The organism is Micromonospora sp. WMMC264 (assembly GCF_027497275.1).
In the GTDB taxonomy this organism is placed as follows: domain Bacteria; phylum Actinomycetota; class Actinomycetes; order Mycobacteriales; family Micromonosporaceae; genus Micromonospora; species Micromonospora chalcea.
In genome coordinates, this window is record NZ_CP114907.1 from 3659755 (window position 1) to 3683353 (window position 23599).

21 protein-coding genes and 1 riboswitch are annotated in these 23599 nt (G+C 73.2%); of the genes, 9 read left to right on the forward strand and 12 right to left on the reverse strand.

Annotated features, from left to right (window positions below; all coding sequences use genetic code 11):
* Positions 1 to 59 precede the first annotated feature (59 nt).
* Positions 60 to 1148, forward strand: a complete 1089-nt coding sequence (gene wecB, locus O7542_RS15640) for a UDP-N-acetylglucosamine 2-epimerase (non-hydrolyzing) (RefSeq protein WP_281604785.1) — start codon at positions 60 to 62, stop codon at positions 1146 to 1148.
* Positions 1149 to 1223: 75 nt separating this feature from the next.
* Here wecB and O7542_RS15645 read toward each other — a convergent pair whose 3' ends face one another.
* From O7542_RS15645 to O7542_RS15660, 4 genes are read right to left on the reverse strand one after another with little or no spacing between them, the layout of a single operon-like run.
* Positions 1224 to 1829: a hypothetical protein gene (locus O7542_RS15645; RefSeq protein ID WP_064447476.1), complete on the reverse strand. Its 606-nt coding sequence runs from the start codon at positions 1827 to 1829 to the stop codon at positions 1224 to 1226.
* Positions 1826 to 3208: a glycosyltransferase gene (locus tag O7542_RS15650; protein WP_030499733.1), complete on the reverse strand. Its 1383-nt coding sequence runs from the start codon at positions 3206 to 3208 to the stop codon at positions 1826 to 1828. Before O7542_RS15650 ends, O7542_RS15645 begins: the two co-directional genes overlap by 4 nt.
* Positions 3205 to 3768, reverse strand: a complete 564-nt coding sequence (locus O7542_RS15655; protein ID WP_051611092.1) for a hypothetical protein — start codon at positions 3766 to 3768, stop codon at positions 3205 to 3207. The genes O7542_RS15650 and O7542_RS15655 overlap by 4 nt, the downstream gene beginning before the upstream one ends.
* A gap of 28 nt (positions 3769 to 3796) precedes the next feature.
* Positions 3797 to 5011 carry a glycosyltransferase gene (locus tag O7542_RS15660; RefSeq protein ID WP_223201138.1) on the reverse strand — a complete coding sequence of 405 codons (1215 nt, stop codon included), beginning with the start codon at positions 5009 to 5011 and terminating at the stop codon, positions 3797 to 3799.
* A 119-nt stretch (positions 5012 to 5130) separates the two neighbouring features.
* On the opposite strand from O7542_RS15660, the gene O7542_RS15665 reads away from it, so the two are divergent.
* Positions 5131 to 6771: a glycosyltransferase gene (locus O7542_RS15665; RefSeq protein ID WP_281604786.1), complete on the forward strand. Its 1641-nt coding sequence runs from the start codon at positions 5131 to 5133 to the stop codon at positions 6769 to 6771.
* Positions 6772 to 6812: 41 nt separating this feature from the next.
* On the opposite strand, the gene O7542_RS15670 is transcribed toward O7542_RS15665, so the two are convergent.
* The 3 genes from O7542_RS15670 to O7542_RS15680 all read right to left on the reverse strand — a co-directional run bounded on the left by O7542_RS15670 (position 6813) and on the right by O7542_RS15680 (position 9801).
* A complete protein-coding gene (locus O7542_RS15670; protein ID WP_043325113.1) occupies positions 6813 to 7856 on the reverse strand; it encodes a Gfo/Idh/MocA family oxidoreductase in 1044 nt (347 codons plus the stop codon).
* 56 nt (positions 7857 to 7912) lie between these two features.
* Complete coding sequence (locus O7542_RS15675) at positions 7913 to 9019, reverse strand: DegT/DnrJ/EryC1/StrS family aminotransferase (protein ID WP_281604787.1); 1107 nt, start codon at positions 9017 to 9019, stop codon at positions 7913 to 7915.
* A 149-nt stretch (positions 9020 to 9168) separates the two neighbouring features.
* Positions 9169 to 9801, reverse strand: coding sequence for a TetR/AcrR family transcriptional regulator (locus tag O7542_RS15680; RefSeq protein WP_043325115.1), 633 nt, complete (start codon positions 9799 to 9801; stop codon positions 9169 to 9171).
* Between the two features lie 154 nt (positions 9802 to 9955).
* Between O7542_RS15680 and O7542_RS15685 the strand changes: the two genes are divergently transcribed.
* The 4 genes from O7542_RS15685 to O7542_RS15700 all read left to right on the forward strand — a co-directional run bounded on the left by O7542_RS15685 (position 9956) and on the right by O7542_RS15700 (position 14951).
* Positions 9956 to 10858 (forward strand): ABC transporter permease, encoded by a 903-nt coding sequence (locus O7542_RS15685; RefSeq protein WP_281604788.1) that lies wholly within the window; start codon positions 9956 to 9958, stop codon positions 10856 to 10858.
* Positions 10851 to 11651 (forward strand): ABC transporter ATP-binding protein, encoded by an 801-nt coding sequence (locus O7542_RS15690; protein ID WP_030499725.1) that lies wholly within the window; start codon positions 10851 to 10853, stop codon positions 11649 to 11651. Before O7542_RS15685 ends, O7542_RS15690 begins: the two co-directional genes overlap by 8 nt.
* A gap of 104 nt (positions 11652 to 11755) precedes the next feature.
* Complete coding sequence (locus O7542_RS15695) at positions 11756 to 13255, forward strand: bifunctional cytidylyltransferase/SDR family oxidoreductase (protein ID WP_281604789.1); 1500 nt, start codon at positions 11756 to 11758, stop codon at positions 13253 to 13255.
* A gap of 19 nt (positions 13256 to 13274) precedes the next feature.
* On the forward strand, positions 13275 to 14951 hold the full coding sequence (locus tag O7542_RS15700) for a CDP-glycerol glycerophosphotransferase family protein (RefSeq protein WP_281604790.1): 1677 nt from the start codon (positions 13275 to 13277) through the stop codon (positions 14949 to 14951).
* An 8-nt stretch (positions 14952 to 14959) separates the two neighbouring features.
* On the opposite strand, the gene O7542_RS15705 is transcribed toward O7542_RS15700, so the two are convergent.
* The 5 genes from O7542_RS15705 to O7542_RS15725 all read right to left on the reverse strand — a co-directional run bounded on the left by O7542_RS15705 (position 14960) and on the right by O7542_RS15725 (position 19973).
* Entirely contained in the window at positions 14960 to 15706 is a 747-nt protein-coding gene (locus tag O7542_RS15705) for an alpha/beta hydrolase (RefSeq protein ID WP_281604791.1), read from the reverse strand.
* A gap of 266 nt (positions 15707 to 15972) precedes the next feature.
* On the reverse strand, positions 15973 to 16806 hold the full coding sequence (locus tag O7542_RS15710; RefSeq protein ID WP_281604792.1) for a C39 family peptidase: 834 nt from the start codon (positions 16804 to 16806) through the stop codon (positions 15973 to 15975).
* Between the two features lie 206 nt (positions 16807 to 17012).
* Positions 17013 to 17153: riboswitch (cyclic di-AMP (ydaO/yuaA leader) on the reverse strand.
* A 300-nt stretch (positions 17154 to 17453) separates the two neighbouring features.
* A complete protein-coding gene (locus O7542_RS15715; protein ID WP_043325119.1) occupies positions 17454 to 18218 on the reverse strand; it encodes a hypothetical protein in 765 nt (254 codons plus the stop codon).
* A gap of 139 nt (positions 18219 to 18357) precedes the next feature.
* Positions 18358 to 18684 (reverse strand): hypothetical protein, encoded by a 327-nt coding sequence (locus O7542_RS15720; protein WP_281604793.1) that lies wholly within the window; start codon positions 18682 to 18684, stop codon positions 18358 to 18360.
* 80 nt (positions 18685 to 18764) lie between these two features.
* A complete protein-coding gene (locus O7542_RS15725; protein ID WP_210868855.1) occupies positions 18765 to 19973 on the reverse strand; it encodes an acyltransferase in 1209 nt (402 codons plus the stop codon).
* A gap of 148 nt (positions 19974 to 20121) precedes the next feature.
* Here O7542_RS15725 and O7542_RS15730 point away from each other — a divergent pair, with 148 nt between their 5' ends.
* The 3 genes from O7542_RS15730 to O7542_RS15740 all read left to right on the forward strand — a co-directional run bounded on the left by O7542_RS15730 (position 20122) and on the right by O7542_RS15740 (position 23558).
* Positions 20122 to 21447 carry a polysaccharide pyruvyl transferase family protein gene (locus O7542_RS15730; RefSeq protein WP_043325122.1) on the forward strand — a complete coding sequence of 442 codons (1326 nt, stop codon included), beginning with the start codon at positions 20122 to 20124 and terminating at the stop codon, positions 21445 to 21447.
* Between the two features lie 66 nt (positions 21448 to 21513).
* Entirely contained in the window at positions 21514 to 22125 is a 612-nt protein-coding gene (locus O7542_RS15735; protein WP_281606479.1) for an alpha-ketoglutarate-dependent dioxygenase AlkB, read from the forward strand.
* Positions 22126 to 22220: 95 nt separating this feature from the next.
* On the forward strand, positions 22221 to 23558 hold the full coding sequence (locus O7542_RS15740) for a solute carrier family 23 protein (RefSeq protein WP_043325123.1): 1338 nt from the start codon (positions 22221 to 22223) through the stop codon (positions 23556 to 23558).
* The last annotated feature ends 41 nt before the right edge of the window (positions 23559 to 23599 follow it).

The following is a 23599-nucleotide window of genomic DNA, read 5'->3' on the forward strand; positions in this document are numbered from 1 at the left end:
CGGGGCGCCCACGGACGCCGCCCCGGTCGGACGGACAGTCAATCGGAGGGATCACCCACATGAAGGTCGTCAGCATCGTTGGCGCCCGGCCCCAGCTGGTCAAACTCGCACCGATCGCCGCGGCGTTCGCCGCCACGGAGCACGAGCACGTCATCGTGCACACCGGGCAGCACTACGACGCCGACCTCTCCGACGTCTTCTTCTCCGGGCTCGGCATCCCCGACCCGGACGTGCATTTGGGCATCGGTTCCGGCAGCCACGGCGTGCAGACCGGCAAGACGCTGGCCGCCCTCGACCCGGTGCTCGCGGCCGAACGACCCGACTGGGTGCTGGTGTACGGCGACACCAACTCCACGCTGGCCGGCGCGCTGTCCGCGGTGAAGATGCACCTGCCGGTGGCCCACCTGGAGGCGGGGCTGCGTTCGTTCAACCGCCGGATGCCGGAGGAGCACAACCGCGTCCTCACCGACCACTGCGCCGACCTGCTGCTGGCGCCCACCGAGGAGGCGGTGCGCCACCTGTCCGCCGAGGGCCTGGCCGCCCGTTCCGTGCTGGTCGGCGACGTGATGGTCGACGTTTGCCTGCGGGTGCGTGACGCGGTGCTGGCCGGTGACCAGCCGCGCCCCGAGCTGCCGGCCGGCATCGACCCGGACGCGCCGTACCTGCTGGCCACGCTGCACCGGGCGGAGAACACCGACGACCCGGAGCGGCTGGCCGCACTGGTGGGCGCGCTCGCCGAGCTGCCGGTGCCGGTCGCCCTGCTGGCGCACCCGCGCCTGCTGGCCCGGGCCGAGGAGCACGGCATCAAGCTGGGTGGCGGCGCGCTGCACGTGGGCCGGCCGCTGCCGTACGGCGGCATGGTGGCCGCGGTGCTCGGCTCCGTCGGTGTGGTGACCGACTCGGGCGGCCTGCAGAAGGAGGCGTACCTGCTGGACCGGCCCTGCACCACGCTGCGCCCGGAGACGGAGTGGGTGGAGACCCTCGCGGACGACTGGAACCGGCTGGTTCCGGACCCGTCCGCGCTGGGCGCCGACGGCTGGGTGCGGACCGCCACCCGGCCCCGGCCGGCCGCCGCGCGCGGCAACCCGTACGGTGACGGCCACGCGGCCGAGAACGTGGTCCGGGTGCTCGCCGAGCACGCCCGCTGAAATCGGACCGGCCCGCCGGGCGCCGTCGCGATCGACGGTGCCGGCGGGCCGCTTCACGTGGTGCGGCAGGCGGCGTCAGGCCGCCGCGGTGAGCTGCGCCAACGGGGGCGGGTCGAGCGAGGTGGTGGCGACCACGTTCGGGAATCGGCGGGCCAGCCGCCAGCCGAGCGTGATGGACAGCGCGTCGGAGGCCACGATCAGGTCGACCGGGTCGCGCTCCAGGTCCAGTTCGGACAGCCGCTTGTCGGCCAGCCGGGACAGTACCAGCGGGCGCACGTTCGAGTACGCCTTCATGAACACTCGCTTGTGGAACGCCCGGCTCAGGCGCTCCTGCCGCCGGCTGAGCCCGCTCGCCGTGCCGCCGCCGGCCAGCCGGCTCAGCCCGCGGGCCACTCGCCGGGGCCCGCTGGTGACCACGATCCGTTCGGTACGCAGCAGCGGATGCCGCTTCTCCGCGGCGCCGAGGGTGAACAGCCGCACGTTGGGCCGGCCGGCCAGGTCCGCCCAGTTGGTGTCGCTGAGGACCACCACGTCCAGCCGGGCGCCCTCGTCGAGGAGCCGCTCGGCCAGCGCCACGACCTTCTCGTGCGGTTTGTGGTTGAACGCCAGCAGCAGCGCCCGCGGCGTGCGGGACGCGCCCGCGGTGGGCGGCTGGTTGCCGGCTGCGTCGTCGAACGTCACGATGCGATCCTTCCCGCCTCGATCTTGCGCCGCACCATCGAGCGCAGCCTGGCCTCCAGCGGTGCCGTGACCGCCTGCCGGGTGAACGTGTCGGCGTGCGCGCGCGCCTCGGCACGCTGCTTCGCCGACATGTCCCGGGCCGCCTTGCCGGCGGCGATCATCGACTCGGCGATGTCGTGCACGTCGAGGCTCTCCGGGTTGAACCAGAGGGGATAGCCGGCCAGCACGTCCTGCGCGGCGATGCCGGGCGCGTGCACCGAGACGATCGGGCTGCCGCTCGCCATGTACTCGAAGATCTTCCCGGAGGTGACGTACCGCGCGCCGCCGGCCAGGAAGACCAGCACGTCGCTGTCCTGGTAGACCTTGCCGACCTCGGTCTTGGAGACCGGGCCCCGGTAGTGGATGCCGTACTCGGGCAGCGCGTGCCCCTGCTCGCCCTCGACCAGGCCGAGCCGCGCGATGAGGTCGGTCTTGCCCTGCTTGAAGTAGCCGAGGTGACCGTGGATGTTCAGCTCCGCGTCGGCCAGGTCGGGATGCCGCCGGGCGATCTGGAACGCCTCGGCCATCTGCTCCACCGGCTGGGTGCTGTTCATGGTGCCGAGGAAGGAGAAGCGCAGCGGGCGGTCGCGGTCCGACTCGGACGGCGGCGTGGGCGCGTCGAGCTGGGTCAGCAGATCCGGGTCCCAGCCGTTGGGGACCACCATCATCCGGTCCGCGGCGTTCGGGTAGCGGTCGGCGTACCAGGCCAGCAGCGGCTGGTTGACGAAGATCGAGGCGGAGGCGTCGCGCAGGATCCGGCGCTCCCAGCGCCAGGCGGGGTGGCCCGGCTCGTACCCCGGCTCCTCGGTGAACATGTTGAGCGTCCAGGCGTCGCGGTAGTCGACGGCGAACGGCACGCCGGTGGCCTTGTGGATCATCCAGGCGGCGGCGAACGAGGCGAACGGGTTGCCGGTGGCGAGCACCACGTCGAAGCGCCGCCGGGCGTGCATCCGCAGCGCCTTGCGCACCGACGCCAGCGCCCAGGACAGGTAGTGCTCGGGGAAGAACTTCTTCAACCCGAAGTTGTAGAGGTTGCGGGCCAGGATCGGCGACATGCCCCGGAACCGGCCGTAGGCGTGCAGGTCACGTTCCCAGGCGAAGTGGCTGATGTTGGGCCGCTCCACCTGGACCGACGGGTGCACGGTCTCGGCCAGCTGCTCGTCGACCGAGCCGATCACGCGGTGCAGGAACGACAGCGGCGACGCGAAGGCGGTCACGTCCCAACCGTGCTCGGCCAGGTAGTTCGCGGTGGCCCGGGCCCGGTACACGCCGCTGGCCCGCGACGGCGGAAAGTAGAAGGACAGGTACAGGATGCGCGGTCGGCGCGTCGGGCGCGTCATGGATTGTCCCCCTGGGCGGAATCCGGGTCGGGTCGGTTCTGGCCATCGGTCGCCACTCCAGAGTAGTCGTAACTGAAGCAGACTCTCGGGCTCGCGTGACCGCGTCGGCGCTCCAGCAGGCGCACCGCGTACGGCATCGCCACCGGATCGGTGACGACGAGCACATCCACCGTGGGACGCGCGCAGGCCCGGGCGAGAAGCCGGTCACGCTGGTCGCCGCGCATCCGCACGAACGCCCGGTGCGCCGGGTCGGCGAGGCGCCGCTGGAACGCGCGCTCGGCCCGCTTCGACACCTTCCGCAGCGGACCGCGGCCGATGGTCCGCAGCAGCTTGCGGGGCGCCTTGTACAGCGCCGCCTGTTCGACCCGGTCGGCCGGCAGCCGACGTTGCAGGGCGGCCAGGTCGATCACCCGCACGCCGGTGGCGAACGTCTCACGACTCCAGGGGCCCATCTTGTCGACCACCACGGTGGCGGCGCCCCCGTCGGCGATCACCTGGCGGGACTCCTCCACGACCGCGCGCCGCCGGACCGACCCGACGGACAGGAAAAGGACGTGCATCTCACTCCATCAGCTGCGGCGCCCGGCGTCAGACCGCCGGGTCGGCCTCGTCGGAGAACCACAGGCGGCGGTGCGTCTCGGCGACGGCGGCGTAGCCGTACCGGTCGGCGAGCGCCTTACGGGCGTGGGCCGGTTCGAGGTCGTCGGGGAACCGGGACCGCAGCCGCCGGTATCCGGCGACGATCGTCTCCGGGTCGTCTGTCACGTCGATCATCTGACCGGCGGCGTCCTCGATGCCGGCCAGCGTCCGCTCCGGACCGCCGCAGCGGGTGACCAGGACGGGCAGCCCGGCCGCGATCGCCTCGATGACCGCCACCCCGAACGTCTCGCGGCGGCTCGGGTGCACCAGCAGGTCGTGCTCCCGCATCAGCTCCAGCGCCCGCTCGGGCGGGACCGCCCCGGTGAACGTGACCGCGTCGGCCACCCCGAGCTCGGCCGCCCGGGCGGTCAGGCTCGCCAGCAGCGCGCCCTCCCCCACCAGCGTCAGCGTCAGTGCCGGGTCGTCCTGCCGGCACCGCGCGAACGCCTCCAGCAGCAGCGGTACGCCTTTGAGCTCGGAGAGCGCGCCGACGAACAGCCACCGGCGCAGCGCGGTGATCGGCGTCGGGCGGGGCCGGTCGAAGGAGATCGGGTTGGCGATCGCGCCGATCCGGTCCGCGTGGTGCGGGAACGCCTCGACCAGCGGGGCCCGGACGCCCTCGCCCACGGCGAGGAAACCGGCGCACCGGTCGAGCACCTCGTCGTACATCTCCCGGCCGCGGGCGGTCTCGAGCACCTTGTCCAGGAAGCTGGCGTGCTCGGTCACGTAGACCCGGGTGTCCGGGCCGGCGTTGCGGATCGCCGCCCAGCCGCTGGGCAGCCCGACGTGGGCGTGCACGACCGGTGCGGTGAGCGGACGGCCGCCGAGGGCCGCGCGCAGCGCCTCGTCGTGCCGGTCGGCGATCTCCGCGTGCCCCAGCCCGCGGGGCACCGGCACCGGGACGTAGACCAGGTCGGCGCCGCCGACGGTCGGGGTGCGGTGCCGGGCGTGGCCGAGCAGGACGCGGTGGGCGTCCTTGACCCGGCGCTCAGCCGCCGGATCGAGGGCGGCCACCCAGGCGTCGCAGTGATAGACGGTCATCCGGTCGGAAACCGGTGCGGTCGCGTCGACCATCGCCTGGACGAACGAGCCGCGGAAGGGCAGTTCGCGGGTCGGGAACCAGGGCGTGAGGACGACGACGTCCCGTGCTGAAGTTGCCGGCACCCGAACCTTCCTCGCCGCAAGTAGGGACCGCGCCACGTTAACATGCACGAACCGCGCTCGCCGACCACGCGGGTCGGCGTTGCGGCGCCAGCCTCCGCGATCGGAAGGACCCAGCCCAGATGGGCAGCAAGCTCGCAGCCGGCGTGCTCCGTCGCGTCACCGCTCCCCGGGTGGTGCGTCACCGCGCGGCGGCCCGTCTGATCCACGGCCTGGCGGCCGCGCCGCTGCTGCCGGCCGGCGCGCGGTCGTCGCTGGCCCGCCGCCTGCGCGCCGGCATGGTCCGGGCCGGCTGGCCGGCGGCGGAGTCCCGGGCCGCGCTGGTCGCGGTGGCCGGTGGCGTGGGCCCGGCCGCCCGTGCCGACCTGCTCGCGCAGGAGGCCGCCGACGAGATCGCCGAGGGACGCACCCCGGCCCACCTGACTGCCGCCGTCGAGGCCGACCTGGCCGAGGCGGACCGGGCGTACGCCCGGGGTGACGGCGAGGCGGCGGCCCGGCGGCTGCACCGGGTGCTGCACACCCAGTTCCACCGGGTGATCCACTTCGACCAGCTCGACTCGCCGCTGGCGGACGATCCGGCGGCGTTCCTCGCGCCGCTGCACGGCAGCGCCGTGGGTCGGGCGCTGCTGACGCCGCGCGGCCGCCGGCAGCCGGCCGCGCCGCCGCCGACGGACCGGCCGCAACGGGTGCTGCTGCTGCTCAACGGAAGCGCGCACTTCGTGCAGGCGATCCGGGAGCGCTACGCCGCCCACCCCGATGTGGAGCTGCGTTACGTGCGGCTGGACGACGACCCGGTGGCCGGGCCGCTGATCCGGCAGTCCAGGCGCATGACCGCCGAGGCGCTGCTGCGCGACACCGAGTACGGCAGGCAGGTCGAGGCCTGGCTGCGCCCGCACCTGGACTGGGCCGACACGGTGTTCGTCGACTGGGCCGTGGCGACCGCTGTGATGGTCGGCCTGGTCGACCCCGGCGACACCCGGGTGGTGGTCCGGCTGCACAGCTACGAGGCGTTCGGCAGGTGGCCGAACCTGATCGACTTCAGCCGGGTGGACGACGTGGTCTTCGTCTCCGAGCACCTGCGTGACTTCACGCTCCGGGTGGCGCCCGGGCTCACCGGCGCGCACGCGCCGCGTACCCACGTGTTGTGCAACGCGATGGACCTGGCCCCGTTCGCGCGGCCGAAGGACTCCGCGGCCCGGTTCACGCTCGGCCTGGTGGGCACCAGCGCGGTCGCCAAGGACCCGCGGTGGGCGATCGAGGTGCTGCGGCTGCTGCGCGCCGCCGACGAGCGGTACCGCCTGCTGCTGGTCGGCGGGAGCATCGACACCGGGATGAGCCGGGCGGCGCGCGACTACGCGGCGGCGCTGGAGACGGAGCTGGCCGAGCTGGCGCCCTCCGGCGCGGTGACCCGGCTCGGCCACACCGACGACGTGCCGGGTGTGCTGACCGGCATCGGCGTGGTGCTCAGCAGCTCGGTGCGGGAGAGCTTCCACTGTGCAGTGGTGGAGGGCGCCGCGAGCGGCGCGGTGCCGGTGGTGCGGGACTGGCCGTTCTTCGCCGGCGGGGAACACGGTGCGCGTACCGTCTTCCCGGCCGACTGGGTGGTCGCGACGCCGGCCGAGGCCGCCGCCCGCGTCCGTGCGGTCACCGCGGACGAGCAGGTCTGGCGGGCCGCCGGCGAGGCCGCGGCCAAGCACGCCTCGGCCACCTGGGACTGGTCGGTGAACGCACCGGGCTTCGACCGTCTGCTGGGGATCGACTGACCGGGCCGGCCGGGCGTCGGTGACGCCCGGCCGGGCCGGTGTCAGGCCGGGGTCGGCTGCAGGCCGCGCCCGTCCCGGTCGGCGGCGGCCGGGCCCACGGCCACGGTACGGCCGTCGGACGCGGACTCCAGCAGGGCGGCGGCGACCTGGACGGTACGCAGGCCCTGCCGCAGGGTGACGATGTCGCTCTGCTTGCCCTCCACCGCGTCGCGGAACCGCTCGTGCTCGACCAGCAGCGGCTCCCGCTTCGGGATGGCGTAACGGACCATGTCGCCCTCGGCCACGCCGCGGAACGCGCGCAGCGCCTCCCACTCGGTGTCGATGGCGGCGTTGGCGTAGAAGGTGAGGTCGGCGGTGAGCGTGTCGGCCACGAAGCAGCCCTTGTCGCCGGTGACGACGGTGGACCGCTCCTTGAGCGGGCTCAGCCAGTTGACCAGGTGGTTGACCATGGTGCCGTCGGCGAGCTGGCCGACGACGGCGACCATGTCCTCGTGCAGCCGGCCGCTGCGCGAGACCGTGCGGGCGGAGACCGAGGTGTACTCCTGGCCGGTCACCCACGCGGTGAGGTCGATGTCGTGGGTGGCCAGGTCCATCACCACGCCGACGTCGGCGATCCGGTGCGGGAACGGGCCCTGGCGCCGGGTGACGACCTGGAACACCTCGCCCAGCTCACCGGCCTCCAGGCGGGTACGCAGGCTCTGCAGCGCCGGGTTGTAGCGCTCGATGTGGCCGACGCCGGCGACCAGGCCGGCGGCCTCGAACGCCTCGACCAGCCGGGTCGCCGCGTCGACGGACTGCGCGAGGGGCTTCTCGATCAGCGCGCAGACGCCGTTGGCGGCCAGCTCCATTCCGATCGGCTCGTGCAGCGCCGTCGGGCAGGCCACCACCGCGTAGTCGACGCCGAGGGCGAGCAGGTCGCTCAGCTCGGGTACGACGGGCGCGCGCAGCGTCCCGGTCACGTCGCCGGCCGGATCGACCACGCCGACCAGCTCGACGCCGTCGAGGTTGGACAGCACCCGGGCGTGGTTGCGCCCCATGGCGCCGAGGCCGATCAGACCGGCGCGCAGCTTGCGACCTTCACTCACTGAGCTGTCCTTCGTTCGCGACTGCGGGGCTCGCAAACCCGACTCACTCCTCGCGCTCACCGGGCACCGCCGGCCAGGTTCGCGCCCTCGGCGATCCGCTCCAGGTCGGCCTGGCTCAGCGACGGGTGCACCGGCAGCGAGACGACCTCGGCGGCGGCCCGCTCGGTCTCCGGCAGGTCCCACGCGCCCGGCTTGCCGTCCACGAGGTACGGCTTGAGCCGGTGGATCGGGGTCGGGTAGTAGACCGCGTTGCCGATGCCCAGCTCGGTGAGGCGGGCCTGGGCGGCGTCCCGGTTGCCGGTGACGCGCACGGTGTACTGGTGGTAGACGTGCCGGGCGCCGTCGGCGACCGGCGGGGTGACCATGCCGGTGATCGCCGAGTCGAGGAACTTGGCGTTGGCGCGGCGCTGCTCGGTCCACTCGCCGAGCTGGGTGAGCTGCACCCGGCCGATGGCGGCGGCCACGTCCGTCATCCGCATGTTGGCGCCGACGATCTCGTTGGCGTACCGCTGCTCCATGCCCTGGTTGCGCAGCAGCCGCAGGGTACGGGCCAGCTCGGCGTCGGCGGTGCTGATCATGCCGCCCTCCAGGGCGTGCATGTTCTTCGTCGGGTAGAAGCTGAAGCAGCCGGCGGTGCCGAAGGCGCCGACCGGGGTGCCGTTCAGCTCGGCGCCGTGCGCCTGCGCGGCGTCCTCGACCACGGCGAGGCCGTGCTGCTGCGCGATCGTCATGATCCGGTCCATCGCGGCCGGGTGGCCGTAGAGGTGTACCGGCATGATCGCGACGGTCTTCGGCGTGACGGCGGCGGCGACCGCCTCCGGGTCGACGCAGAAGCTGCCCGGCTCGATGTCCACGAAGACCGGCTCGGCGCCGACCAGCCGCACCGCGTTGGCGCTCGCGGCGAAGGAGAACGAGGGCACGATGATCTCGTCGCCCGGGCCGAAGCCGAACGCCATCAGCGTCAGCTGCAGCGCGGAGGTGCCGGAGTTGACGGCGACGCAGTGCCGGCCGCCGACCAGGTCGCCGAACTCCTCCTCGAACGCCGCGACCTCGGGGCCCTGCACGACCCGGCCGCTCCGCAGCACCCGGACGGCCGCCTCGATCTCGGCCTCGCCGATGATCGGCCGTGCGGGGGGAATGAACTCTGGATGCGGCCCGGCCATGGGGCTTCCTCCTGTCGACACGTGGTTCATGGGAGACATTTCGGGGGATGCTACCGCTCTGTCAGGAAAACAATCGGGTCGCGCTGATTGTCCGACTGAATGTGACGTTCTGTTCATGATCGACGACGGCCCTCCGGGGGCGACCCGGGTCAGACTTCCACCTCGTCGCGCACAGGCCCCACGCATGCTACCCGCAGGGCGGCGACGATCGCGGCCGCCATCCGGGGCACCTCGGCGGGCTCCAGCGGGGCCCGGGAGATCGCCATCCGCCAGTACACCGGCCCCACGATGAGATCGACGGCGGCCCGCCGGTCGGTGTCCGGGGACAGCTCGCCGCGCTCGACCGCCCGGCCGATCAGGATCCGCCCCACCGCCTGCTGGTAGTCGTCCAGGGCGGCCTGCAGCTTCTCCGCGATCTGCGGGTTGCGGGCCGCCTCGGCCAGCAGGTCCGGGATGATCTGCGCGGCCAGCCGGTGACGCAGCGCACGCGCCATCACGTGCAGCAGGATCTCCAGGTCACCGAGCAGGCTGCCGGTGTCCAGCAGCGGGATGTTGCGGCCCGCCACGGCGGAGACCATGTCCAGCACCAGGTCGAGCTTGGACCGCCAGCGGCGGTAGATGGCGGTCTTGCTCACACCGGCCCGGCGGGCCACCGCCTCGATGGAGAGGCGACCGTAGCCGACCTCGGCCAACTCCTGCATCACGGCGGTACGGATGGCGCTGGTGATCTCCCCGCGCAGCACCGCCGCGCCGGCCGGGGCACGCCTCTTCTCGGTCGTCACGTGGAACAATGTAGCGCAACGACGGTACGGTTGCGTCCCGACGTTCGGTGGACTACCTTCCATGCAGCAGCGAGGCGGCTCCTCCCCGCCGGGCCACGCTGGATCTGTTCACCGCACTGCTCCCCATCAGCACGAAAGATCGGAGCGCCTGATCATGGCCAACACCGCGGTGGCCGACCCCGAATCCGGACTGAGCCGGGCCGAACTGGCCCGGCGGTACGGGTTGCGGGTCGCCGGGGAACGACCACCACTGGGCGAGTACACCCGCCGGTTGTGGGCGTACCGGCACTTCATGACCGCGTACTCGCGGGCGAAGGTCGCGTCCTCGCTGAGCAACACCCAGCTCGGGCAGCTCTGGCAGGTGCTGACACCGCTCACCAACGCGGCGGTCTACTTCCTGATCTTCGGCGTGATCCTGTCGCAGAACCGGAACGTGTCGAACTTCATCGCGTACCTGTGCACCGGCGTGTTCATCTTCATGTTCACCCAGACCGCGGTGTCGAACGGCACCAGCGCGATCACCGGCAACCTGGGCCTGATCCGGGCGCTCCAGTTCCCCCGGGCCGCGCTGCCGATCACGGTCACGCTGGTGCAGCTCCAGCAGCTGCTCATGTCGATGGTGGTGCTGGGCGCGATCGTGCTGTTCACCGGCGAGCCGGTGACCTGGCGCTGGCTGCTGCTCGCCCCGACGCTGCTGCTCCAGACGGTCTTCAACATCGGCCTCACCATGATCATGGCCCGGATCGGCTCCAAGATCACCGACCTCAAGCAGATCATGCCGTTCGTGATGCGCACCTGGCTGTACGCCTCCGGCGTGCTCTACCCGGTGGCGCTGTTCCGCGAGCACCTGCCGCACTGGGCCGCGAGCCTCCTGGAGTGGAACCCGCCGCTGGTCTTCATCGAGCTGGCCCGCTTCTCGCTGCTCAACTCCCACCAGCCCGATCTGGTCAGCTCGCCGCCGAAGCTCTGGGCGCTGGGCCTGTTCTGGGCGGTCGTCATGGGCATCGGCGGGTTCGTCTACTTCTGGCGCGGAGAGAAGGAGTACGGCCGTGGCTGAGCAGACCCTGCCGCTGAACGCCGGTCCCGTGATCGACTCGGGTCGCGTGCCCACAGTCGTGGTGGACGACGTGCACGTGATCTACCGGATCCACAAGGGCGCGAGCGGCGGCACCACACCGGTCTCCGCGCTCAAGCGGATCGTCTCGCGCACCAAGGCGCCGAACATCCGCGAGGTGCACGCGGTCAAGGGCGTGAGCTTCACCGCGTACCAGGGTGAGGCGATCGGCCTGATCGGCAGCAACGGCTCCGGCAAGTCGACGCTGCTGCGGGCCATCGCCGGGCTGCTCCCGCCGGCCCGCGGCGCGGTCTACACCCAGGGCCAGCCGTCCCTGCTGGGCGTCAACGCCGCGCTGCTCAACGACCTGTCCGGCGAGCGCAACGTGGTGCTCGGCTGCCTCGCCATGGGCATGCAACCGGACCAGGTCAAGAAGATCGCCCCGGAGATCATCGAGTTCTCCGGCATCAACGAGCGCGGCGACTTCGCCTCGCTGCCGATGCGCACGTACTCCTCCGGCATGGGCGCCCGGCTGCGCTTCGCCATCTCGTCGGCGAAGAAGCACGACGTGCTGCTCATCGACGAGGCGCTGGCCACCGGTGACCGCAAGTTCCGGGTCCGCAGCGAACAGCGGGTCCGCGAGCTGCGCGACAGCGCCGGCACCGTGTTCCTGGTCAGCCACTCCATCGGCTCGATCCGGGACACCTGCGAGCGGACCATCTGGCTGGAGGGCGGCGTCCTGAGGATGGACGGCCCCACCAAGGAGGTCTGCGACGCGTACGAGGGCCAGAAGTAGCCCGCCGGAGCGCACCGGTCCCGGGATCGCCCGGATCGGTGCGCTCCGCCGTCCGCGTTAAGGTTTTCGGATCCATCCCCTTTCACCCAGAGTGAGGTACGGCAATGACGCAGGACCACACCACCGCACCGGACGCCGCGCCGGCGAGCCCGGCACCCTGGCGACCCGCGCGTACGGTGGCCGTGATCCTCGCCGGGGGGACCGGCACGCGCCTCGGGCTGGGCATCCCGAAGCAGCTCCTCAAGATCGCCGGTAAGCCGATCATCGAGCACACCCTGGCCGTCTTCGAGGCCGCGCCGGAGATCGACGAGATCATCGTGCTGATGGCCACCGGTCACGTCGACGACGCGCGGCGCATCGTCGCCGACGCCGGCTTCCGCAAGGTCACCAAGGTGATCGAGGGCGGCGAGACCCGCAACGACACCACCCGGATCGCGCTCGACGCGGTCGGCGAGGGCGACGTCAACATCCTCTTCCACGACGCGGTACGCCCGCTGGTCAGCGCCCGGATCGTGCGCGAGTGCGTGAACGCGCTCTGGACGTACTCGGCCGTCGACGTGGCCATCCCGTCCGCCGACACGATCATCCAGGTCGACGCGGACGACTGCATCACCGACATCCCGGTCCGCTCCCGGCTGCGCCGCGGCCAGACCCCGCAGGCGTTCCGCTCCGGCACCATCCGCGAGGCGTACCGCCGTGCCGAGGGCGACCCCGACTTCGCCGCCACCGACGACTGCGGCGTGGTGCTGCGCTACCTGCCCGGCACGCCGATCAAGGTGATCGACGGCTCGGACGAGAACATCAAGGTCACCCACCCGGTCGACGTGCACCTGGCCGACAAGCTGTTCCAGCTCGCCGCCGCCCAGGCGCCCCGGCTGACCCACCGCGGCTACGCCGAGGAGCTGACCGGCCGGACCATCGTGGTCTTCGGCGGCAGCTACGGCATCGGCCACGACCTCGCCGAGCTGGCCCGCGGCTACGGCGCGCAGGTCTTCCCGTTCAGCCGCTCCACCACCGGCACCCACGTCGAGCGCGCCGAGGACGTCACCGCCGCGCTGAAGACCGCGTTCGAGGCCACCGGCCGGGTCGACCACGTGGTGGTCACCGCCGGCATCCTGGAGAAGGGCGCGCTCGCCGAGATGGACTCCGAGACGATGGACCGTCTCCTGCACGTCAACTTCGTCGGCCCGGTCACCATCGCGCGCCAGTCGCTGCCGTACCTGCAGCAGACCAAGGGCCAGCTGCTGCTCTACACGTCCAGCTCGTACACCCGGGGCCGGGCCCGCTACGCGCTCTACTCGGCCACCAAGGCCGCGCTGGTCAATCTCACCCAGGCGCTCGCCGACGAGTGGGCCGAGTTCGGCGTACGGGTCAACTGCGTCAACCCGGAGCGCACCGCCACCCCGATGCGGACGCGGGCGTTCGGCGAGGAGCCGGAGCACACGCTGCTCTCCTCCGAGGCGGTCGCGCAGGCGTCCCTGGACGTGCTGATCTCCGAACTGACCGGCCAGGTGGTCGACGTGCGCCGGTCCCCCGGCGAGCAGGTCGCCGCCGTACCGGCGCAGCCCGGCGCCGACCGGTCCGAGCTGTCCACCGGCGCCTGAGACCGACGGGACGTGCCAGATGCGTGGTGACCTGGTCCGTAAGTTGCTCGCCCGAGTACTGACCACCGGGCTGGCGGTGCTGGCCTTCCTCGTCGTGGCGCTCACCGGCGCCACCGGCTGGGGCCTGGCCCTGGCCGTCGCGGCGCTCGCCGCCACCGCCTGGGAACGCCGGGTCCGGCCGTCCGCCGACGGTCTCGCCGAGACGGTGCTCGTCGCCGCCGGCATCCTCGTCGGCTACGCCCGGCGCCTCGACGACGGCTTCGACCCGGCCCTCGCGGCCACCGCGCTGGTCCTGCTCGGCCTGGTGCTGCTGGTCGGCCCGCTGCGGCAGGCCGGCGCGCTGGAGATCCGGGCGGCGAACCTTCCGGTACGCACGTGGACGCCGCTGGTCGCCGCCCGGCTCGGTGACGCGCTGCTGGTGCTGCTCGCCGTGGTGGCGCTCGCCGCCGCGCTGGCCCTGCCCGCCTTCACGGCGCTCGCCGCCGCGCTGCTCGTCGGCGCCGGCTGCGGGGCGGTCGCGCTCGACCTCGCCCGGCGCCGGTTCCGGCCGCCCGCCGGCGGGGGCCCGGTCGGCCGCGCGCTGCGCCGCCACCAGCCCGAGTTCGTGCTGCACTTCTCCGCGCCGCCCGGCTCCGAGTACCAGGTCACCATGTGGCTGCCGTACCTGGAACGGATCGGCCGCCCGTTCATGGTGGTGCTGCGCGAGCCGGAGCTCCTGCCGGCCGTCGCCGCCGCCACCCGTGCCCCGGTGGTCCTCTGCCCCACCCTGAAGGCGCTCGACGAGGCGCTGGTGCCCAGCCTGCGCGTCGCCTTCTACGTCAACCACGGCGCGAAGAACGCCCACCTGATCCGGTTCAACCAGCTCACCCACGTGCAGCTGCACCACGGCGACAGCGACAAGGCCCCGAGCGCCAACCCGGTCTCGGCCATCTTCGACAAGATCTTCGTGGCCGGGCAGGCCGCGATCGACAGGTACGCCCGCGCCGGCGTGGAGATCCCCGCCGACAAGTTCGTCGTGGTCGGCCGGCCCCAGGTCGAGGCCATCGAGGTACGCCGGGAGCCGGTCGCCGCCTCGGCGCACCCGACGGTCCTCTACACCCCGACCTGGACCGGGCACCACGCCGACGCCAACTACTGCTCGCTGCCGGTGGCCGAGACGCTGATCCGCCGGCTGATCGACCGCGGGGCGGCGGTGATCCTGCGCGCCCACCCGTACACCGACAAGAACCCGGCCTCGGCCCGCCAGCTCGCCCGGCTCACCGAGCTGCTCGCCGCCGACCGGGCCAAGACCGGCCGCCCGCACCTGTTCGGCGCCGCCGCGGCCCGCGAGCTGACGCTCACCGAGTGCGTCAACCGCGCCGACGCGCTGGTCTCCGACGTCTCCGGCGTCATCTCCGACTGGCTCTACTCCGGCAAGCCGTACGCGCTCACCGACACCGGCGCCGACGGCGAGCACTTCGTCGAGCGGTTCCCGCTCGCGGCGTCCGGCTACGTGCTGCGGCGCGACATGTCCAACGTGGACCAGGTGATCACCGACCTGCTCGACGCCGACCCGAAGGCCGCGCAGCGCTGGGCGGCGCGCACCCGCTACCTGGGCGACTTCCCCGCCGACGCCTACGCCGAGGCGTTCCTCGCCGCCGCCCGCCGCGAGCTGGAGGCCGACTGGGCGGTCCCGGCGCAGCGCGCCGTCGTGTAGGCCCCGCTCTACAGGTACGCGTCGAGCAGGGCGAGCACGGCGGCCGGGTCCTCGACGTGCGCGTTGTGGCCCAGGCCGGGCAGGGTGGCCACCGGCACGCCCAGCTCCTTGAGCTGCGCGTCGCTCACCATCGGGTCCTGCTCGCCGCGGGCCAGCAGCACCGGCACGCCGGTCGCGGCCAGCTGGGCGGGCAGCCGAGGCTCGCCGACCGCGAACGCGGCCGGGTCCATCGCCAGCCGCCAGCGGCCGTCGACCCGCCGCAGCCCCGCCTCCACCACCGGGTGGTCCGGGGCGAACAGCCCGGCCAGCCCCGAGACGCGCAGGTAGCGGCGGGCCGCCTCGTCCCGGGTGGCGAACCAGGTGACCGGCCGGGCGGCCAGCTCGCTCGCCTTCGCCAGCTCGGCCGGGGACCAGACCGCCTTGATGCCGAGCCCCACCACCGCGTCCACCGGAAGAGCCCGCTGCCGGGCCGCGAGCGCCAGCGCCACCACCCCGCCGAGCGAGTGCCCGAGCAGCACCAGCCGGTCGTGCGGGCCCAGCCGGAGCGGACCGAGCCCGTCCGCGACGCGCTGGGCCAGGGCGTCGAAAGAGTAGCCGTCGAGCGGCGGCGACCAGCCGTGGCCGGCCAGGTCGGGGGCGAGCCAGCGCCCGGGCCAGCGGCGCTCCAGCAGCGGCGCCCAGGGCAGCCACACCTCGCCGGTGGCGCCCATGCCGTGCAGGAGAATCAGGTGCCGGTTCCCCGTCGCTTCACCCATTGGCGCAGTCTGCCACCGCCCGCCCCGGACACGCGAGACCAAACCCGACCGACCCGCCCCCACGCCCCACGCCGCCCGCCCTCGCCCTCGCCCTCGCCCTCGCCGCCGATCTTGGAGTTGTGGTGCCTTCCATAGCGGGCGAGCCGGGCATACCAGGCGCCACAAGTCCAAGATCGACGCGCCGAGAGGGCGGCGGGCCAGGGCGGGTGGGGACGGGGAAGGCCGGCGCCCCGGGAGGGGTGCCGGCCTTCCGGGGGTGCGGAGGGTCAGGCGGAGTAGCCGCGGCTGGCGATCCAGTGCGCCAGGTCGATGGTGGTGAGCCAGTACGACGGCAGCGACGGGTCGGCCGAGTCGGCGATCCGCACGATCCGGCCGTCGTCCTTGTAACCGATCACCGCGACGTAGTGGCCGCCCGGGAACGAGTGCCAGCCGCCGTTGGTGTCGGTGGCGGTGCCGGCGACGTTCGCGACGACCCCGCGGCCGTTGCTGATCGCCTCGACCACGTCGGCCTGGAGCCGGTCCATCTGGGCCGGGCTGGCCGAGCCGGGAATCATCCGGGTCCGGTACGGGTTGCCCTTGACCTGCTGGTTGAGCACGCGCGTGGTGTCCTCGGCCGAGTTGGTGCCCATCTCGGTGGTGCCGAGCGGGCCGGCGAGGGCGTCCTGGCTGCGCTCGATGCCGGTGGCGCTGAGCGCGTTGCGCACGGCGGCCGGGCCGCAGTAGTAGTAGTTGATCTGCGCCTGGTAGTCGTAGTCCAGCGTCTTGCTCGACGGCGGCTTCGGCGCGGCCTTGGTGACGTCCGGGTCCGCCGCGGCCTTCTTCGCCGACGGGGAGGCGCTGGGCGACTTGCTGGGCTCGGCGCTCGGCGACGCCGGCGGGACGACGATGCGCGCCTCGCCGCGGCTGGCGGGCTCGCCGAGCCGTGCGCCGAGTTCGGCGACCGAGGCGGTGTTCTCCTGCCGGACCGGGGCGTCCTCACCGGCGGCGAGGGCGGTGCCGGCGCCGGCGGCCAGCACGAGCGCCGCGGCCGATCCGGCGATGATCTGGTACGGGCGTTCGGTGGCGATCCGCCGCAGCTGACGCTTCAGGTGGTGCTTCACGAAATCCTCCACGGGGGGCGTGATCGGCACACGCCGGCCCGGCACGTGGAGGGGTTCACACGTGCTGGCAGGCCGGATGGGCCGGGGGAACGGGTACGCCCGCGATGCCGGGCGCCCAGGGGCGGTTTGCCGGTCGCGTCAGGCGAGCGCGGGTACCGCGGAGCCGTGGAGGCGGGGGGACGATCGAGGGGTGGGCACGAGGATGGGACTCCTTCCGTGGCCGCCGACCGGGTTAGCTGACGGATTCGGGCGGGAAGTACGCCCTACCGCGGCAGTGGCCGCGGATTCACCCCGATGGTGCTCATGGTTCCCCGGTTCGTGATGACACGATTAGGCGGGTCGGCGCGGCGTCGCCTTCTGCGATCGGTTACCGCACCGGACGCGCCGACACTACCGGCGGGTACTGCCCCTGCCAAGCGCTCCCACCTGCGTAAACATGATCCCCGGTAACGGATTTCGGAACAGCCGGTTACTCACTTCACTCAATGGGACAAGCGGTGGTGACGGCGCCCGGGAGGCGAAAAGGGGACAGACGGCGAGCGCCTGACCGGCAATGGCGCGGCTCATTGGCCTGTTCTGCGCTCCACGCCCGTTTCGGCGCCGGGGGTGAGCCGGCTCACCACATTCCGGGTAACAATTCGGTCGCCTCAGCCGACCCGGGCCGGACGCCAGCGGGCGTTGCGGACGGACGCGCCGACCGGCAGGGGGATCGTCGCCACGCCGCGGGACACCGGGGCGGGCCGCACCGCCAGGGTGGCCGCGTACGCCTCGGCGGCGAGCGTACGGGCGGCCTCGGCGGCCAGTTCGGCGTCCCGCCACGCCTGCCGCTCCCGCTCGGCGGCGCTCTCCCAGCCGGTCCGGCGCCGGTCCCGTACGGCCCGGGCCAGCACGATCTCCTGCTCGGCCGGGTGCCGGCGCGGGTCCCACCCGTTGCGGCGCGCCAGCACGTCGGCGAGTTGCCGGGCGGACAGGTCGCCGCGCCAGTGCGCCGTCATGGCGGCGTGGTGCAGCCAGCGCTCCCGGGCCGCGTACTCCGCCGGGGTGCGCGGGGTGCGCGGGGCGGCCAGCGCGGCGGCCCCGGCCAGGCGGCGGGCGGCGCTGTCCGCCTCGTCGTACGCGGTCCAGGCGCGTTCCGCCTCGTCCTGCGCGGCCAGCCACCGTTCCCGGCGGCGACGGGCCGTCTGGGCGGCCCCGGCGGCGGCCACCGCCACCTCCTCGGCGTACCGGACGAGGTCGTCGCGGCGCGCGGCGTCCTGGTCCACCGGATCGGCGGCAGCCTCGGCGACGCCGTCGCGCTCGGGCCGGGCCACCAGCGCGGCGAGCAGGCCGAACGCGAGCAGCATCAGGAAGGACCAGATGGCGGCGGCCTCGGGGACCGCGGTGAGGAAGTGGTAGAGAGCGGTCTGCGACATGGTCGGCACCTCACGGGAAGAACCTGGCGGGAGACTCCGCACGGCCGGTCGGGGCGCGGCGCGGGGGCGCCGGGCCGGCGAGGGGCGGGTGCGGGATGACGTTCGGTGGGTGCGGTGACGGGCGCGGCCCGTGGGCGGATCAGCGGGCGGGCGGGGCCCGCAGGCCGACCGGCGCGGTGATCCGGCCGGCCGGGACCGGCTGCGGGTCGTTCGGGAGCGTGTCGGTGGCCCGTGCGGCGGGCGCGGGTGCGCCGTCGGGACGGGCCTGCCGCTCGGCGGCGCGGTCGGATTCCGGTCGCGGGGCGGCCGGCGTGCTCACGTACGCCGGGCCGGCTGGCGCGGCGGCGCCGGCCGGCAGCGTGACCGCGCCGAACGAACAGGCGACGACCACGGCGAGACTGGCGAGCATCCGGGCGGTCCAGCGCGCCACCCACCACACGGGGCAGGTGAGCGCGATCGGAAGCACGGGTACAAATTACCGCCGAACCCCCACTGACGCACCGCCGCACGGCGTGTCGCGGACCGACCGGCCGGCGTGTGCGCGTGTCAGTCCGGGCGACGCCGCCCGGCGTACTCGATGTCCTCGGCCGGACCGGAGACGGACCGCGCGGCGCCGTCGGCGGCCGCGCCCTCGGCGGGCCCGCGCGGAGCCGGCACGGCCGGTGCGCGCGACGCCGCGCGGGCCCGGCGGGACGGGCCGAGCAGGCGCATCATCGGCACCTCCACCCAGCGGTGCAGCGCGGCGGCCAGCGCGAGCGTGAGCAGCAGGAAGCCGAGCACCGCCAGCGGCCCCCGCCAGCCGGGCAGGCCGGTCCCCCAGTCCCCGGTCAGCCGCAGCACGGTGACCATGACCAGCACGTGCACCAGGTAGAAGGCGAACGAGACCTCACCGAGCCAGATCATCGGCCGGGACCGCCAGGGGGTGGGCCGGCCGCGCACGTCGGCGTCCGCCGCCGCGGCGATGACCAGCAGGTACGCCACGGCGAGCAGCGCCGCCCAGAACTCGGCCGGGATCCACAGCGCGGCGACCACCCAGGTGGTGACGAACAGGCCGGTGGCGACCGCGAGGTTCGGTCCGCGCCAGCGGTGGCGGCGCATCAGCTCGGCGGCGGCCACCCCCATCCAGAACTCCAGCGACCGGGTCACCGGGAAGATCTGGGTGAACCACCACCGCTGCTCCTCCGGCACGAGCTGCTGGCCCGGCCACAGCGCCAGGATGAGCAGCGGCGCCGCGACCAGCACGGTCCGGAGCACCCCGGTACGGGCCCGGCGCAGCCACGGCACCACCAGCGGCAGGCACAGGTAGAACGCCAGCTCGCAGGAGAGCGACCAGCTCACGTTGTTGACGCTGTAGAAGTAGCCGTTCAGCGGGATCCACGCCTGGACCAGGAAGAAGTTGCCGATCGCCGCCCACGGCAGGACCGGGTCGGCGAACCAGGCCGCGACCGCCAGCGCCGCCACGAACGTCACCACGTGGTTCGGGTAGATCTTGGCGAGCCGGCGGCGCAGGAACGTCCACGCCCGCTCCCCGTCCCGGTACGACCAGACCAGGACGAACCCGCTGAGGATGAAGAAGAACTCGACGCCGGACAGGCCGAGGCTGAACGCCTTGTCCACCACCGCCTTCAGGTGCGGCTCGGCGACGATCCCCATGGTCCCGGCGTGGAAACCGAAGACCAGCAGCGCGGCGATCCACCGCAATCCGGTCAGCGACGGCAGGCGCGGGGCACGGGTGACAGTCGGCGCGCTGGTCATTCCGGGCACCCTACCCCGGAGTACCGGGACGTTCCCGGCGAGCCGACGGCCGCCGGGTCACCCAGGGACGGCGGATAGGATTTCCGTTCCTGCACGCGCGGGCGACGCCCGCCGGCACGCCGTGCCGTACGGAAGGTGAGCGAACCGGATGCACCAGCGGATCCTGCTCCGCGCCCGCAAGGGCCCGTTCGACGTCCTCACGCCGGAGGAGACGTTCGCCGGCAACTGGATCGGGGACAACAGCGGAAACCTGGTCTTCAGCCACGCCGCGCACAAGCTGCTGGCCACCTCCGCGGCGGAGATCACCGCGACCCGCACCCCGGCCGACCCGCGCCTCGCCGACGAGATCAACGAGCGGTACGACGTGTTCGTCGTACCGCTGGCGAACGCCTTCCGTCGCAGCTTCGTGCACCGCCTCGCCCCGCTGACCCGGCTGATCGAACGGCTGAAGATCCCGGTGGTGGTGCTCGGTGTCGGCGTGCAGACGAACGTCGACGGCGACCGCGAGTACCTGCGGCCGATCGACGAGCCGGTGCGCGCGTTCTGCAAGGCCGTGCTGGACCGGTCGCACAGCATCGGCGTACGCGGCGAGGTGACCGCGAGCTACCTGAACACGCTCGGCTTCTCCGACGTGGAGCAGATCGGCTGCCCGTCGATGTTCCTGCACGGCGACACGTTCCAGCTGGCGAAGAAGCAGCCGGAGCTGACCGCCGAGTCGAAGGTCGCGCTCACCATCTCGCCGTACGTCCGCTCGATGGCCTCGGTGGTCCGCCACCACCACGAGCGCTACCCGAACCTGTGCTACGTGCCCCAGGACCTGCGGACGCTCGGCACCCTGCTCTACGGCGACGCGCCCGAGCACCGCGGCCAGAGCAGCGACATCCCGCTGCACACCTCGCACCCACTGTTCGTCGAGGACAAGGTGCGCATGTTCGTCGACCCGTGGACCTGGATGGACCACCTCTCCGGGTACGACTTCGCGTTCGGCACCCGCATCCACGGCACCATCACCGCGCTCGTCGCCGGTACGCCCGGCTACCTGTTCGCGCACGACTCGCGCACGCTGGAACTGGCCCGCTACTTCGACATCCCGCACCGGATCATGCGCGACGTGCCGGCCGACGTGGACGCCGCCGACCTCTACGCCGAGGCCGACTACACCGCGCTCACCGAGGGCCACAAGGCCCGCTTCGAGACCATCACCGCGTTCCTGCGCAAGCACGACCTCGGCATCTCGTTCGACGACGACGACAGCGCCGCCCGCTTCGACCAGCGGGTCCGCGAGACGGTGTTCCCGCCGGCCGTCCGGCCCGCTGCCGCCACCCCGCCGGCCGAGCTGCTGACCCGCATCGAGCGGCTGCGCGACGAGAACGCCAAGCTCACCGGGACCATCGACGCGCTGCGCTCGCAGCAGCTCCGGGAGCGGATCAAGCAGGCCGTCCCGGGCAAGGTCCGCCGGATGCTGCGGCGCTGATCGTCGTACGCCTGTTCTAAACAGGGTACGATCGGCGGCGTGCCCGACGTCGCGTACCAGCCCTCGATGCTCGACCTGGCCGAGCAGGGCCCGACCCTGGGCCCGCTCGCCGGGGCAGTGCGCCGCCACGAGCTGAGCCGCGGCGCCTGGGTCGACCACCTGCCCGGCTGGGTCCGGGGCTCCGACGCGGTGCTCGACACGCTGCGCCACGACGTGCCCTGGCGGGCCGAACGCCGCACCATGTACGACACCGCTGTCGACGTGCCCCGGCTGCTCTGCTGGTACCCCGCCGGCCGGCCGCTGCCGCACCCGGTGCTCACCGCGGCCCGCGACGCGCTCACCCGGCACTACGCGCCCGAGCTGGGCGAGCCGTTCGTCACCGCCGGCATGTGCCTCTACCGCGACGGGCGCGACAGCGTGGCCTGGCACGGCGACACGCTGGGCCGCTCCGCGCACACCGACACCATGGTGGCGATCGTCTCGTTCGGCTCCCCGCGCGCACTGCTGCTCCGCCCTCGCGGCGGAGGCGGCGGCAGCCTGCGGTTCCCGCTCGGCCACGGCGACCTCGTGGTGATGGGCGGCTCCTGCCAGCGCACCTGGGAACACGCGGTACCGAAGACCACCCGCCCGGTCGGCCCCCGCGTCAGCGTCCAGTTCCGTCCCACCGGCGTCGCCTGAGCCCGGGGCGGGCCCACATCCGCGCTGGGCACGTGCTAGAAACAACTCCCAGGGTCGATCACGCCCCCGTCACCCGATGACGCGAAGGGCGACCGATGACCCAGTCCCCCACCTCCCGCTGGTCCCCGTGGACACTGCACGGCGACGGCCGCCAGGTACGCCCCGGCGACGTGGTCGCGCCCGACGAACGGCTCTCCTGGCCGCGCACCGTCGGCGTGGGCGTGCAGCACGTGGTCGCCATGTTCGGCGCCACCTTCACCGTCCCGCTGATCACCGGCTTCCCGCCCGCCACCACGCTGCTCTTCTCCGGGCTCGGGACGCTGCTGTTCCTGCTGATCACCGGCAACCGGCTGCCCTCGTACCTCGGCTCGTCGTTCGCGTTCATCGCGCCGGTGCTCGCCGCGAAGACCGACGGCGGCATCGGCGCGGCCCTCGGCGGCATCGTCGTCGCGGGCGTCGCGCTCGCGCTCGTCGGCGTGGTGGTACAGGTGGCCGGCTCCCGCTGGATCGACGCGCTGATGCCGCCCGTGGTCACCGGCGCGATCGTCATGCTGATCGGCCTCAACCTGGCGCCGGTGGCCTGGGACGGCGGCGGCGCCGGCACCGGCGTGAAGGCGCAGCCGCTGATCGCCGTGGTCACGCTCGTCGCGATCCTGCTCACCACTGTGCTGTTCCGCGGCTTCGTGGCGCGGCTGTCGATCCTCGTCGGCGTGGTGGTCGGCTGGGTGCTCGCCGCGCTGACCGGCAACCTCGACCAGCAGGCCGTACGCGGGCTGCGGCAGGCCGCCTGGGTCGGCTTCCCCGAGTTCCACACGCCGAGCTTCGACGCGCGCGCCGTCGTGCTGGTCATCCCGGTGATCCTGGTGCTGATCGCGGAGAACGCCGGGCACGTCAAGGCGGTCGCCGCGATGACCGGCCGCAACCTCGACCGCGACATGGGCCGGGCGCTGCTCGGTGACGGCGTCGCCACGGTGCTGGCCGGCTCCGGGGGCGGTTCCGGCACCACCACGTACGCGGAGAACATCGGCGTGATGGCGGCGACCCGCGTCTACTCCACCGCCGCGTACTGGATCGCCGGCGGCACGGCGATCCTGCTCGGCCTGTGCCCGAAGTTCGGCGCGCTGATCCTCACCGTCCCGGCCGGCGTGCTCGGCGGCGCCACCACCGCGCTGTACGGCCTGATCGCCATCCTGGGCGCCCGGATCTGGATCGAGAGCCGGGTCGACTTCCACGACCCGATCAACCTGTTCACCGCGGCGGTGGCGGTGATCATCGGTGCCGCCAACTACACGCTGACCGCCGGTGACCTGTCGTTCAACGGCATCGCGCTGGGCACGGCGGCCGCCCTGATCATCTACCACGGGATGCGCCTGATCGCGCGGCTGCGCGGCACCACGCCCGAGTCCCGCCAGTCCCCCGACCCCGAACTCTGACCCCTCCCCTCTCCTCCCCTTCCGCCCGGCCCGGCCCGGCC